Below are 13,259 nucleotides of genomic sequence, written 5' to 3'. Positions count from 1 at the left end.
CCGCTTTTATATTTACAGGTTAATATTCTTCGTTCCCAGCCGCTGTTCAATAAAGCTGTCATAAAAGACAAGCTTAATCACCGCAACCAGGGGTACGCCGATAAACATGCCGATAATTCCGCCGAAAGTGCCGCCGATTGCTACCCCGGCAATAACCAGAAGCGGGCTGATGCCCACCCTGTCGGACATGATTTTCGGGCCGATAAATAAGTTGTCGACAATCTGCATTCCAATGATAAACAACAGCACAATTAAACCCTTTATGGGATTAAACACCAGCGCCAGAAGAACGCTGGGAATTCCGCCCAGCCACGGGCCAATGTAAGGTATCATATTGGTAAGCGCCAGAAGCAGACTGATGAGCGGTGCCAGCGGGATGTCGAACGGCACTAAGATAATCAGGCCTAAAATGAAAATGACAAACGCCTGCAAGAGCTTGCTGATAATGAAATCAAAAAATATTTTATTAATTGCCTTTCCGTAATTCATAATGGTTTCAGCCCGCTCGCGGCTGAACACCGCATAGATAAACCGCTTAAAGTGTTTGGTAAGCTCCTCCTTGCCAAACAGAAAATAAATTGATATGACAATGCCGAACACCACGCGGATGACTGTTTTCGCCGAACCGCTAACTGCGGTAGTTACGGTTTTGCCCACATGGGCCATATCCATTTCCCGTTCAACCCAGCTATAAATGTTGGTTGCAAAATTCGACATATAGCCCTCAAAGTTTTTTGCAAGGTCAGGATTAATCGACCGCAGGCTGTCTGTCACCCAAATCTGAAAATTGTTTAAATATTCCGGCAGGCCGTTAATAAAATCGTTCAGACCGCTGACTATGGTAGGCACGATATTCATAACAAAAATGGAGATGAAGCCCAGTACCACTGCGTAAATTACCGCTATAGAAATGCCGCGCTTAATATTTTTCTTTTTCTGATTGTCTGTTTTTTTCACGATATTGCGTTCAATAAACACCAGCAAAGGATTTAGAAAATACGCAAATGCCAGCCCGTAAACAAAATATGCAATACAGGAGTACAGCATGGAAAACAAGCTTGACAAGGATATATTGGTCGTAAAAATCAGTTTGCACAACAAAAACGCAATTACTAAAACAGGCAAAACGTTTAAATAGCGTATTTTCCAGTTTTTCAACTTTACCAGCTCCTTATTCTTCGTTAAAGTATTTTAAAATCCCGCAGTAAATCGCCCACGCGACCTGCTTTTGGTAAGAATCGTCCAACAATTTTTTCTGTTCTTCTTCGTTTGACAAGAACCCGCACTCCACTAAAATTGCGGGCAGTTTTGCCTGCTTTAAAAGGTAAATACTCCCGTCTGCCTTTTTCACTTCCCGAGAAGACGGCGGCGCAAGCGCCTCAATTAAAGCCGACTGCACCTGTTTTGCAAGCCCCTCGCTTTTTTCATTGTTTCCGGAAAAGAACACCTGGGGCCCGCTGTACTGTCCGTCCGGAAATTTATTCATATGTACGCTGACAAACGCATCTGCGCTGGACTCTTTCATCAGCTTTTCCCGGTTTTTCAAGTCGGAGTTCTTTTTGCTTCTGATGTTGCCCGAAACATCGTAAATGCCGTTATCGTCTGAGCGGGTTACAATTACGTTTGTTCCGCCTTGCTCTAAAAACTGCTGAAGCTTTTGGGCAATAGCAAGGTTTAAGTCCTTTTCCAAAACGCCTGCGCTGCCCACCGCACCGCCATCTGGTGCACCATGTCCTGCACAGTGTTAATACCATGAATAATTAAAAATTCCAACAAATCGTAATCTTTCGGCTGCCATTTTCCGGCTCGCCAATGAAAACTTTGTCAATCAATTTTGAAACGGCAAATTCATCCAAGGTTATTGTGCGTGGAAAGCTGTCAATATATTCCTGAAAGTTGAAATCTTCTGTTTTGTCTTTTTTCTGCTCTAAGACAGAGAGCCGCTTTTCCAAAGCCACAATATCGGCTTTTATATCTCCATATATATCGCAGAATACTTTATTATCTATTATACCATCTAATTTATCTTTGTAAAGCTGTTTTATGTTAAGATTTTGTTTCAAAATATTCTCTTTTATCAGCGTTTCTTCTTTCATTTCCGTTTTTTTGTCATTGCAAATCAGGCTGTTTTTGTTGATTTTAGCAGGATTATAATTGTTTAAAAATAGCTTTTTCACTTCCATCTCCACCGCCTCAAACACCGCGTCGAACCGGATACTGTTTGTGTTTGTGCAAACCGAAACGCCGCATTTTGTGGCCTTGCATTTTAAATATTCATACCTGCCGTTTTTTAGCTGGTAGCTCATTTTCCACATACTGCTGCCGCAGACGGCGCAGAAAATTCTGCCTGCAAAAACGTGGCGCTTACCGTCTGCCTTCTGCATTCGTCTGTGGGAACCGATTTTTTTGTTCACTTCGTTCCACAAGTTCATATCCACTACCGGCTCGTGGGCGTTTTTTGTTCTGATAAAATCCTGTTCGTTCACGCGTTTCCGTTTCTTGTTTTTATAGCTTATGGTAGCGGTTTTTCCCTGCACCAGATTCCCGACATACACCTCGTTTGTTAAAATTTCTCGGATAACAGACTCCGTCCAGATTTTCGACGTGGGCTTTCCCCCATGGGTCTGAAATTTGCTCCCGCAAAGGCGCTTATATTCCGACGGGCAGGGAATTCCCTGCCGGTTTAACTCCTGAGCAATTTTCACATATCCGTGTCCGCCTGCATACATCCGGTAAATCTCCCGCACTGTTTCTGCCGCCGGCTCGTCCACAAAAAGCTTTCCTTTTACATCTTTGTTCAGCTTGTAGCCATAGGGTGCAAAGGCACCGGTAAAAATACCGTTCTCCTTTTTGTGCCGTAGGGTCTTTTTAATGTTTTCCGACAAATCCTCCAAATACCACTCATTTACCAACCCGTTAATCTGGCGGGACTTTTTGTTGGCGAAGTCCTCTGTGTCCGCATGGTCTAACAACCCGATAAACCGCACGCCCCACTCGCGAAAGCGGTTATGAATGTAGTGCTCCACCACCTCAATGTCGCGGCTGAAGCGCGACTGGGTTTTGCACAGCACAATGTCGATATATCCCTTTTCGCAGTCTAAAATCATCTGATTAAACTGCGGGCGGTCCCGGTCTGCGCCAGACATGTCCTCGTCGCAGTAAACACCGGCCACCTCCCAATTCTGCTCCCGGCAATAAGTAAGCAGCAGGGATTTTTGGTTTTGAATGCTTTCACTTTCGTCCATCCGGCTTTTTTTGTTCCGGTCTTCGTCCGACAGACGGCAGTAAACTGCGGCGCGAATCAATTTGATTCACGCTCCTTAATGCTTTTTTTTATAATTTCCTCCGCAATTTGCTGAACCTTTTCCTGCCTCGTACGCTCATCTTCGGTTTTAAATTTGTTTTCCACAGCATATTCCATGTTAAAACCTCCAAAATTGGTCATGCTGTATTATACATAGGAAAAAAATTAAATATTACAAAAAAGTTTAAAAAAAATGGGAACTTATTTTGTCCCGCTTCGTATAAGTTAATAGAAAATAAGTAATAGGAAGATATCAGCGCCGCCAAACGCCAACTGTTTTAATTTTAAATTTAAAGTTAATTGGCGTATATCACAGGGCACGCTGTTTATATATTCATAATAACATTCTCCACTTCATCTCCTATTAATTGGGGCCTTAGCACTGCCCCAAACGGAAAAAACAACCCGGCGGGTCCGGGTTGTTTTTTTGCATTTTTATAAGGTTTTCAAAAAGCCCTCTAACCGGTCTGCAATGCGAATGTGCCCTGCGTCGTTGGGGTGCAGTCCGTCAGGACAGAAGTGCTCCCGCATAATTTCAAGCTTCGGCTGAATTCCGCTGACTGCAAAAAGATCCAGCACCGGAATGGAAAAACGTTTTGCAATGACCTTTATGGCATCAACATATTCAGAAAGCGTTGCAACATCTTCCGGTTTGTTTCCACCCCGAGGATTGTCTTCATTTGACCTGTGCAGAGGCGTCATCACCACAATCTGCGCCTGGGGATATTTGTTCATCAGCTTTTCAAACAGCTCATGGCACGCGCCGCAAAAGGTGTCTGCCGTCTTGTCTGACAGTTTTCCGAACGGCGCGTCACCGTGGCCAAAATCGTTTGTGCCGCCAAACACTACAACCAAATCTGCATTGTCGTCCATCTCATCCACCCGGGACACAAAATCTAAATCGTGCCGCGCTACGGCTGACGGTGTTTGCTGTTTTGCAATTCTCGTGCCGCCAATTCCGTAGTTTACAACATCTGAAAGACCCAACCGCTGCTTCATCAAATTAACATAAATGTGCTCCGCTCCGCTTGTGCCGTGTCCCTCTGTGATGCTGTCTCCTAAAAATACCGCTTTTTTTCCTTTAAAATCCATGCTGTCTAACCCCTTTTTTTCTTATTTATCGTATATAACATAATTTGCCTTATGCGTTTTTTCCTCCGGAATTTGCGCTGCATAGCCTAAAATACAATTGCCAATTCCAATATACTGGCTGCCCAGCCCCCACTTTTCTTTTAGCTTTTTGCCCTCCGGCGTTTCAAACACCTCGCGTGCCCGGTGGATCCAGCAGGCTCCAAGCCCCAAGGAGGCAGCCGCATTCAACAAGTTACCCATCACCAGGCACCCGTCCTCTTTAAAGGTGGACACGGTGGTGTCGGAAAACACAATAATAACCACCGGCGCGCCATAAAACGCGTCGGTCGAAGCGCCCATGATTTTTGCGTTCAGGTTCCCGATATAGCGAACCGTTTCAGGATCGGTTACAGCCACCATTACCGGCGACTGTCTGTTCATTCCAGTAGGTGCATTAATGCCCGCCTTTAAAACCTCTTTCAGCATATTCTCAGGCACCGGATCACTTTTATAGCTCTTTACACTTCTTCTTGTTTGTAAAACATTTAAACAGTCGTTCATTTTTCTAACCTCCATTATATATGTCTTAAATTCTGAATGTCCAAATCTTCCGGCTTGTAGCCTTCAATATAATCTAACACCTCGTCCGGGTTTGAAAGAACTTCATAAAGCTTTAAACATCCGGGCGCAACAAACCCTTCATCAACTGCTTTTTCCATCATTTCCGCCATTGCATTATAATATTTTCTGAAATTAAACACCACCATTGCCTTGTTGTGACGCTTCAGCTGCTTCAGCGTTAAAATTTCGAAAAACTCGTCAAAGGTTCCCACGCCGCCGGGCACCATTATAAATGCGTCGGCTGTCTCCTCCATAATTTTTTTACGCTCACGCATAGTTTCCGTTCTTATCAGCTCTGTGCAGTTTTCGAACAGCACGCCGTCTACGTTAAAAAAAGTAGGGGCAACACCAATAATTTTGCCACCGCCGGCATACACGCCGCGGGCCACTGCGCCCATTAAGCCGCCGGCACCGGCGCCGTAAACCAGAGAGTGGCCGCGCTCCGCCATTTTTTCCCCCAGCGTTTCCACCGCTTCTATATACGAAGGATCTATATTGTTGCTTGCCGCTCCATATACACAAATTGTCATAAAATCCTCTCCTTTATATGTTTGATATGATTTTAGCATAAACTTTTTCCATTTTCAAGCTTTCTATTAGTTTATTCACAAACTACACAATTATATTTTACAAAAGTAATAACTTTTTTTGATTTTATTTACAGAAAGAAAAAAAAGTGGTATAATAAACAAAACGATTGTGATAAGGAGCTATTAAAATGACAAAAATCGATATTTTTTCCGGATTTTTAGGTGCCGGCAAGACAACTCTGATAAAAAAATTGATTGATGAAAGCTTTAAGGGCGAAAAGTTAGTTTTAATTGAAAATGAATTTGGTGAAATTGGAATAGATGGAGGATTTTTAAAAGACGCTGGAATTAACATTACCGAAATGAACTCCGGATGTATTTGCTGCAGTCTGGTGGGTGACTTTGGCGCGGCTTTGAAAAAAGTGCTCCGCGATTATGGGCCGGACAGAATTTTAATTGAGCCTTCCGGCGTGGGCAAGCTCAGCGACGTAATGAAAGCGGTTGAAAACGTTCACGAGCACGCGCTTGCATTAAACAGCTACACTGCTGTTGTTGACGTAAACCGGTGTAAGATGTATATGAAAAACTTCGGTGAATTTTTCTGCGACCAGATTCGTTATGCCAAGTGCATTGTTTTAAGCCATACGGGCGGCGCAAAGGAAGAAAAAATTGCCGAGTGCGTAAAGCTGCTGCGGGAGCAAAACGCAGAAGCGGTAATTGTTTCCACGCCGTGGGACCAGCTTTCCGGCACACAGTTTTTAGAAGCGATTGAGGGCGCGTCAACCATAAACCGGGTTTTAGAGGAGCTCAAGGAAGAAGACGCCTGCCCGGTTTGCGGTCATTCGCACAAGCATGACCACGAACATGATCATTGCCACGAGCATAGTCATGAACATCACCATGAGCATTGCCGCCACGACGGGGAGCAGAAGCATGAATGCTGTCATGGTCACGAACAGGAGCACGAGCACTGCCATGGGCATCACCATCACGGACACCATCATGCAGACGAGGTGTTCCAAAGCTTTGGAACAGAAACTACAAAACAGTTCTCCAAAGACGAGCTTGTTTCTATGCTGTCGCAATTTAACAACGAAGAAAAATTTGGCGTTATTCTGCGTGCAAAAGGCATTGTGCCAGAGAAAGACGGAAACTGGCTGCACTTTGATTATGTCCCCGGCACGCCCGATGTGCGCGAAGGCGCGGCCGACATCACCGGGCGGATTTGCGTAATCGGCGCCGGCATAAAAGACGGCGAAATCCGCAAGCTTTTTGGGTTAGACGAATAAGAAGGGTGTTGTAACAATGGAAATTCCGGTTTATATCTTTACAGGCTTTTTAGAGGCTGGCAAAACAAAATTTATTCAGGAAACACTGGAGGACGCACGGTTTAACGACGGCGAGCGCACTCTGCTTTTACTTTGCGAGGAAGGGATTGAAGAATTTGACCTCTCCCGCTTTACAGGGAAAAACGTGTTTATTGAATCCGTGGAAAATGAATCAGACCTTACGGGAAAATGGATTTCTTCCCTGTTTAAAAAGCACAAGCCAGAGCGCGTAATCGTGGAGTTTAACGGCATGTGGCAGTTAGACTCCCTTTACAACAACCTGCCGAAAACCTGCACGGTTGTACAGGAAATGTTTTTTGCAGACGCTGGAACGTTTTTAAACTACAACAGTAACATGCGCTCTCTCGTGGTGGACAAGCTAAAAAGCTGCGAGGTCGTAATTTTTAACCGCACTACAGAGGAAACCGATAAAGAGATGTTTCACAAAATTGTCCGCGCCACCTCCCGCCGCGCCAACATTGCGTTTGAATATGCTGACGGGCATGTGGAATATGACGAGATTGAAGATCCGCTCCCCTTTGACGTGGACGCACCGGTTATCGCCATTAAAGACGAGGATTTTGCCCTGTGGTACCGCGATGTTTCAGAGGACGTAAAAAAATATGTGGGTAAAACTGTTAAGTTTAAGGGCATTATCGCCCACAACAACACCTTGCCCAAGGACGTTTGCCTCATTGGCCGGCACATTATGACCTGTTGTGCAGACGACATTTCCTATGGCGGCATGCTGTGCATTGTGCCAAAGGGCACCATGTTTAAAAGCCGGGACTGGATGCTGGTTACCGCCACTTTGCGGTATGAATATCACAAGCTATATGAGGGGAAAGGGCCGGTGCTTTATGCAGAAAGCCTGGTGCACGCGCCTCAGCCAAAAGAACAGGTCGCAACGTTTTATTAAAAAGAAGCCTGCTGTCTAGCAGGCTTCTTTTTTTTTACAGCTCCAAGTCCTCCGGACGGCTGAATTCATATAATTTTCTCTCCGGCAGCAAAAATGCCTTTGGTCCCCAAACTGCGTTGAAATGGCAAACGCCGTTTTTGTCGTTTTGTTCCGGCTTCCACGGCTCTCCGCTCGTTCCGTGGCCATAAAAATACCACTCACTTTTGATTTTTACCTCATACCAGGCGTGGGCCACGGTGCAGGTAATGCCACCGATTTTCAGCTGCGTGTCCGGTGCCAGCACTTTCGCAAAGGGCGCATGTTTTTTAATAAGTTCCGGCAAATCGTTATTTCCGGGCACAACGTAAATTTCTTTTGCGCCGGAATTTTTTAATATGTCTGAAATTTGAATCAATCCGGCTTCATACTCCTCCCTTGTGCCAATCATTCTGCCCGCTTTTACCTCGTCCACCATATCGCCTGTGTGTAGAATGATGTCGGGCTTCACTTTTAAAATCAGTTCTTGATAATATGGATATGTAAAGGACGATGTATCCCCAATGTGGAGCAGCTTTAAGGAGTTGGAAGCGGAAAGCTCTTTTGGCACATTGATTCCGCGCTTCATAATTATTTTCATTTTCTCCCCGTCCAAGTCTGACAGCATAACGGTGTTCATGCCCACCATTTTATACGGCAGGTGCGCCGTGTCAAAATACAGAGAGTTTTTTGGGTCTTCCGTGTCTAAAATAGAAAGACTGCAATTGCACAAATTGCGTCCGCTTTTTTTCGGAATGTTCAAAAAATGAATTAAATGCCCTGCCGAAGCGCCGTGTCCCACGAACATTGCATCCTCCTGGGGATTCAATTCCAAAAAACCCTTGCTTACCCGCACAAAAACGTCTTCCTCAGTATCGGAATGAGGACTCCACCACGGATAAGGAAGACCTGCGCTTGCGTCCACATGGCGAAACCGTTTTTGAATTTGCTCCAACCGCATGCCATGAAATGTTCCCGGAACCCACTCTGACTTCAAAATTTCCCGCATGAACGCAGTGGGAATAATTTTTGAGCCTGTTTTGTCCGCAATGATTTCTGCGGTTTCCATTGTTCTGGCATAGGGTGAGGTGTAAAGCGGGCCGTGAAACCCAATGTGGCGCATATAGTCTCCCAGCCGCGACGCCTGCGCGCGGCCCAGTTCCGTCAGTGGAGGATCGCCTGCCGGGAACTGCGCGTCCCCGTAGTTTTCTTTCGGCGCCACCTGACCGTGCCGGGTGATATAAAACTTCATTGCCTGCCCTCCCTTTCTGCAAGGCGGCAGTTTGGAATTTCAAACGCCGCTTCGTCTGATTTCACAATGTAAATTGGATTTGTCAGCAAAATGCACATTCCGGTTTCATCGTAAACTTCCACCCGCTGAAAGCTCACGGTGGTAAGACCAGTCCGCAGAACAGACCTTGTTGTAAATGTGCCTCCGTCAAGCGTTACAGACGCACAAGTTTTTCCGTTTTCAATGAGCTGGAACTGCCAGCCGGGTTCGGTGTGTTCCATGAAGAATTCTATTTCTACCTCGCTGCTTTCTTCCGCTTTAAAGATTGTTCCCATTTGATAGCCGTCTGTGGTTTCAAACCGAACTTCGCCGTTTATCTTCACCGGGTTCCCCGTATAGGCCATCCCCTGTTTCATAGAACGGGTGAACACCTCCTCGCCGATAGGATGGGGCAAATTCTGCGGCGCCGCAAGGTATGTTGCAAAATTGTTGCCATTAAACCAGCCATCGTTGTTTCTGTGGCTATCGCTGCTGCCATATCCGCAAAGAAACAGCCCGCCCATGGAGAGCAAATCCCACAGCATGACATATTCCTCTAAAGAAAACCCGTTTCGCCCGCAGGGAAAGCCTACTTCAATTAAATGTGCCCCATAGGCATGGTTTGCCAAAAGGCACGACGCCATTTTTGCTACTGTTTTACTTCTCTGTGTTTCTGAAAAATTTTGCTGTTTCAGCACTTGAATGGCCAGCGGATGGTTGATGGCAAAAATGCCGCCATGCTTCTTTACATGCTTTACTGCGTCCATGTTGGAAACCTGAAAGTTTTGTTCTGCATAATCAATGGTAGGAACGCAGGTGGAAAAGCAATTTTTATGTTCCCCCGCGTCGGAGATTTCAAAAGAAACAAAGGGCGTAACGCCGTAGCGATTTCCCACCTTAGCCGCGAGCCTTTTTTGCTCCTGATGAGCTGCTTCAAAAAACTTTCTTACCTTAATTTCAAAATCCTTTAGCGCTACCGAGAGGCACGCACCGTTTCTCACCTGCAAGACAATGGCAATGGTGTCGAATACATTGTCCCTTCCGCCAATGTCCGCATCGTCTGAAACGTCTTCCGAAATTGGCAGGCGAATTTCTCCGCCGGCAATTTTAAGGGGCAGAATCTGGGTATGGGGAGCGGATAGCCCATCTGCGCTTCCTGCTACATATAAAAGATGTGCAGGTTTTAACGAAGGCGGCCGCTGTGACAGACGGATATCAAAAATCAGCCTGCTATCGGGGCTGATTTTTTCTGCTGTGACATTTAAATTTAGGCACACATCCATTAAAAGCGCGGCTGTATGCCGCGCTCCGCTGGATACAAAATGAATTCCTGCGCTCTGCCAGTTTTGGCTTTTTTCAGCGCAGGCGTTCATAAATAAAGTTTTGGTTTCTGTGCAAATATTGTGGGTAAATTTTGCGGTGTTTTCGAACGATGTGATTTCAAAGCCGCAAAAAAGGCCGTTCCCCTCGTCCTTCATTAAGCTGCCGGTGTCAAAAGAAAATCCTGTAACCGGCGCTTTTTTAATACCTGTGCGAACGTCGTGGTCTGTAAACCAAATATATTTCATTCCAAGCTTGTTTGCGTTATAAAAATGGTTTGCCATTGAAGATCCAGGCTGAAAACAGGTATGAATATGCATATGCATTGGATAATAAGTAAACTGGCTGTTGTGCATTGGTCCTCTCTCCTTTCCCGATGCACATTTGTTATAAAATGCTTTTTAAAAACTGTCTTGCGCGTTCGTCTTTCGGGTTGGTAAAAAATTCGTCCGGCGTGTTTTCTTCTAAAATTTTACCGTCGCACATGAAGATGACCCTGTCTGCCACGTCCCGTGCAAAGCCCATCTCGTGCGTGACCACCGCCATGGTCATGCCGTCGTTGGCGAGTTTTTTCATAACGTCTAACACCTCGCCTACCATTTCAGGGTCTAAGGCCGATGTGGGCTCGTCAAACAGCATTACGTCCGGATCCATACACAGGGCGCGGACAATGGCAACACGCTGCTTCTGACCGCCGGAAAGCTGGGAAGGAAACGCCTCTGCCCGATCGGAAAGCCCAACGCGCCCCAACAGCTCCATTGCCCTTTTTTCCGCTTCCTCTTTGCTTTTTTTCAAAAGCTTTATAGGAGCCAGCGTGAGGTTTTTTAAAACAGTCATGTGGGGAAACAGGTTAAACTGCTGAAACACCATACCCATTTTCCGACGATGGATATTAATGTTCACTTTGGGGTCTGTTATATCGACTCCTTCAAAATAAACATTTCCGGCTGTGGCAGATTCCAAAAGATTCAATGACCTTAAAAAGGTAGACTTTCCGCTGCCTGAAGGGCCGATGATTACCACAACCTCGCCCCGCTTGATTTCTGTTGAAACACCGTCTAAAGCATGTATATGTTCGCCGTAATATTTACACAGTCCTACCGTTTTAATAATGACATTATCGTTCATTCTTACGCAGCCTCCTCTCTAAGATACTTACAAGCTTTGTAAAGAACATAACCATAACAAGATAAATTAGGGCTACGGCAATAAGCGGCAGAAACGGCGAATAGGTTGTGGCACGGATAATATTTCCGCCCATTGTCAAATCCCTAATTGTAACATAGCCCGCAACAGACGTCTCTTTCAGCAAAACAATAAATTCATTTGCAAGTGCAGGAAGCACATTTTTAAATGCCTGAGGAATGATAATATAAATCATGGTGCTTCTGTAATTAAATCCAAGGCTTCTCCCAGCCTCAAACTGCCCCAAGTCAATTGACATTATGCCCGAACGAACAATTTCGGCAACATAAGCACCGGAATTGATTCCAAAGGCAATAATTGCAACCAACAGGCTGTTTCTGGAGGACGCAAAAATTATGTAATACATAATCATCAGCTGAACAACCACAGGCGTTCCCCGAATTACGGTAAGGTAAATCTTACAAATTCCGTTCAGAATCGAGAAAAGTATTTTTTTTATGCCCTTGTTCATTTCGGAATACGTCTTGTCGTAGCTCGATCTTACAATCGCTACAACAGCACCAAGAAAAAGACCTAAAATAAGCGAAAAAAACGTAATGATAAGGGTATTTTTAAGGCCGCTTGTAATAAACGTCCATCTTTGTTTTTCTACAAAATTAAGAATAAAATCTGCTTTAAAATCAGCAAACCACGCCATAAAACGATCCATATTTTCACCCCAACTTGTAAAGGTAGAAAAATGGGGACGGAGATGCTCCGCCCCCATGATTTCTTCTAAAATTATTTATTGTTTGCCGCAACATAAGCCTTGGCAGGCTCGTTGTCAATAATTACGCAGTCAACCTTACCCGTAATCAGCGCCTGAACCGCTTCGTTACCAGAAGCGTATTTCATAACTCTGTCCGCGCCGAAATCATCTTCCGCATAAATATCACCTGTTGTACCCTTCTGTGTACCTACGAGGTAGTTTTTCCCTTCTGCATAAAGGTCGTCGACAGATGTAATTTCGCTGTTCTCCGGAACGATGACCGACTGGATGCCGGTTGCATAACTGGAAGAAAAACTGATGTTTGCAAGTCTTTCCTCTGTAACGGTCATGCCAGCCATACCAAAGTCAGATTTACCCGTTTGAACCGATGTAATAATCGCGTCAAATTCCATATCGTCAATTACAAGCTTTTTATCCAGCTTGTCGGCAATTGCACTAGCCATTTCAGCATCAATGCCGACGATTTTCTCACCGTCGTAGAACTCATAAGGCGGGAACTGTGCGTTTGTAGCCATATGAATTTCTTCTTTTCCTTCAGCATCAGCCTGAAAAACAAGGTCATGCTGTTTGTCTGAAATATATTTGTCAACAATGGCCTGGGCTGTTCCGTCGGCTGTAAGTTCCTCAAGAGCTTTGTTAATGCTTTCTAAAAGCGCCGTGTTTTCTTTTGCCACGCATACTGCATAATCTTCAACAGCATATTCCGTGTCAAGGATTTTTAAAGAAACCTTACCGTTACTGCCGCCTGCGGCGCTATTTCCTGCATTGTTTCCTCCGCATGCTACCAGTGAAAATGCCGTAATTACGGCAACCGTCAGTGCTAATAATTTTTTCATAAATACTCTTTACCTTTCCGCTCACATAATATTTTAACAGTGCACACACGTGAGCCATGTGTTAACAGGTAAATGCATAAACTTACATTTTCGTGCATAAACCCCTCCTAAAAATCTTTTTAATTATATC

General features: G+C 44.9%; 12 protein-coding genes and 1 pseudogene. 2 read left to right on the top strand and 11 right to left on the bottom strand.

Features of this window, described 5'->3' with window-relative positions:
* Nucleotides 1–12 precede the first annotated feature (12 nt).
* The 6 genes and pseudogenes from WIG73_RS10745 to WIG73_RS10720 all read right to left on the bottom strand — a co-directional run bounded on the left by WIG73_RS10745 (nt 13) and on the right by WIG73_RS10720 (nt 5,526).
* Nucleotides 13–1,158, bottom strand: coding sequence for an AI-2E family transporter (locus WIG73_RS10745; RefSeq protein ID WP_249310695.1), 1,146 nt, complete (start codon nt 1,156–1,158; stop codon nt 13–15).
* 13 nt (nt 1,159–1,171) lie between these two features.
* Nucleotides 1,172–1,726 (bottom strand): annotated as a pseudogene (locus WIG73_RS10740) (N-acetylmuramoyl-L-alanine amidase); the annotation flags it as partial.
* Nucleotides 1,727–1,760: 34 nt separating this feature from the next.
* The gene (locus WIG73_RS10735) at nt 1,761–3,305 is read right to left on the bottom strand and encodes a recombinase family protein (RefSeq protein ID WP_337400531.1); all 1,545 of its coding nucleotides are present in this window, start codon (nt 3,303–3,305) and stop codon (nt 1,761–1,763) included.
* A gap of 434 nt (nt 3,306–3,739) precedes the next feature.
* Complete coding sequence (locus tag WIG73_RS10730; RefSeq protein WP_337400530.1) at nt 3,740–4,396, bottom strand: SGNH/GDSL hydrolase family protein; 657 nt, start codon at nt 4,394–4,396, stop codon at nt 3,740–3,742.
* Nucleotides 4,397–4,417: 21 nt separating this feature from the next.
* Entirely contained in the window at nt 4,418–4,936 is a 519-nt protein-coding gene (locus tag WIG73_RS10725) for a nitroreductase (protein WP_249310706.1), read from the bottom strand.
* Between the two features lie 14 nt (nt 4,937–4,950).
* On the bottom strand, nt 4,951–5,526 hold the full coding sequence (locus WIG73_RS10720) for a TIGR00730 family Rossman fold protein (protein ID WP_337400529.1): 576 nt from the start codon (nt 5,524–5,526) through the stop codon (nt 4,951–4,953).
* A 188-nt stretch (nt 5,527–5,714) separates the two neighbouring features.
* Here WIG73_RS10720 and WIG73_RS10715 point away from each other — a divergent pair, with 188 nt between their 5' ends.
* Both WIG73_RS10715 and WIG73_RS10710 read left to right on the top strand, forming a co-directional pair.
* Nucleotides 5,715–6,815 (top strand): GTP-binding protein, encoded by a 1,101-nt coding sequence (locus WIG73_RS10715; protein WP_337400528.1) that lies wholly within the window; start codon nt 5,715–5,717, stop codon nt 6,813–6,815.
* A gap of 16 nt (nt 6,816–6,831) precedes the next feature.
* Entirely contained in the window at nt 6,832–7,773 is a 942-nt protein-coding gene (locus WIG73_RS10710) for a GTP-binding protein (RefSeq protein WP_249310714.1), read from the top strand.
* A gap of 34 nt (nt 7,774–7,807) precedes the next feature.
* Here the strand turns inward: WIG73_RS10710 and WIG73_RS10705 are convergent, their stop codons facing one another.
* The 5 genes from WIG73_RS10705 to WIG73_RS10685 form a co-directional block, all read right to left on the bottom strand.
* On the bottom strand, nt 7,808–9,040 hold the full coding sequence (locus WIG73_RS10705; protein ID WP_337400527.1) for a histidine phosphatase family protein: 1,233 nt from the start codon (nt 9,038–9,040) through the stop codon (nt 7,808–7,810).
* Nucleotides 9,037–10,734 (bottom strand): hypothetical protein, encoded by a 1,698-nt coding sequence (locus tag WIG73_RS10700; RefSeq protein ID WP_337400526.1) that lies wholly within the window; start codon nt 10,732–10,734, stop codon nt 9,037–9,039. Before WIG73_RS10700 ends, WIG73_RS10705 begins: the two co-directional genes overlap by 4 nt.
* 31 nt (nt 10,735–10,765) lie before the next feature.
* Nucleotides 10,766–11,506 (bottom strand): amino acid ABC transporter ATP-binding protein, encoded by a 741-nt coding sequence (locus tag WIG73_RS10695; protein ID WP_177680301.1) that lies wholly within the window; start codon nt 11,504–11,506, stop codon nt 10,766–10,768.
* The gene (locus WIG73_RS10690; protein WP_249310721.1) at nt 11,496–12,233 is read right to left on the bottom strand and encodes an amino acid ABC transporter permease; all 738 of its coding nucleotides are present in this window, start codon (nt 12,231–12,233) and stop codon (nt 11,496–11,498) included. Before WIG73_RS10690 ends, WIG73_RS10695 begins: the two co-directional genes overlap by 11 nt.
* A 71-nt stretch (nt 12,234–12,304) precedes the next feature.
* Nucleotides 12,305–13,129: a transporter substrate-binding domain-containing protein gene (locus tag WIG73_RS10685; protein ID WP_337400524.1), complete on the bottom strand. Its 825-nt coding sequence runs from the start codon at nt 13,127–13,129 to the stop codon at nt 12,305–12,307.
* Nucleotides 13,130–13,259: the final 130 nt, after the last annotated feature.

It is taken from the genome of Congzhengia sp. (assembly GCF_037235575.1).
GTDB classification, from domain to species: Bacteria; Bacillota; Clostridia; order UBA1381; family UBA9506; genus Congzhengia; species Congzhengia minquanensis.
Note: the sequence above shows the minus strand (reverse complement) of the source record. Positions and strands in the feature narration are given on the sequence as shown.

Bases quoted from the DNA above. Each gene is read 5' to 3' on its own strand.
- WIG73_RS10730 (WP_337400530.1), bottom strand. From the start codon at position 4,396: ATGGATTTTAAAGGAAAAAAAGCGGTATTTTTAGGAGACAGCATCACA.
- WIG73_RS10725 (WP_249310706.1), bottom strand. From the start codon at position 4,936: ATGAACGACTGTTTAAATGTTTTACAAACAAGAAGAAGTGTAAAGAGC.
- WIG73_RS10720 (WP_337400529.1), bottom strand. From the start codon at position 5,526: ATGACAATTTGTGTATATGGAGCGGCAAGCAACAATATAGATCCTTCG.
- WIG73_RS10715 (WP_337400528.1), top strand. From the start codon at position 5,715: ATGACAAAAATCGATATTTTTTCCGGATTTTTAGGTGCCGGCAAGACA.
- WIG73_RS10710 (WP_249310714.1), top strand. From the start codon at position 6,832: ATGGAAATTCCGGTTTATATCTTTACAGGCTTTTTAGAGGCTGGCAAA.
- WIG73_RS10705 (WP_337400527.1), bottom strand. From the start codon at position 9,040: ATGAAGTTTTATATCACCCGGCACGGTCAGGTGGCGCCGAAAGAAAAC.
- WIG73_RS10700 (WP_337400526.1), bottom strand. From the start codon at position 10,734: ATGCACAACAGCCAGTTTACTTATTATCCAATGCATATGCATATTCAT.
- WIG73_RS10695 (WP_177680301.1), bottom strand. From the start codon at position 11,506: ATGAACGATAATGTCATTATTAAAACGGTAGGACTGTGTAAATATTAC.
- WIG73_RS10690 (WP_249310721.1), bottom strand. From the start codon at position 12,233: ATGGATCGTTTTATGGCGTGGTTTGCTGATTTTAAAGCAGATTTTATT.
- WIG73_RS10685 (WP_337400524.1), bottom strand. From the start codon at position 13,129: ATGAAAAAATTATTAGCACTGACGGTTGCCGTAATTACGGCATTTTCA.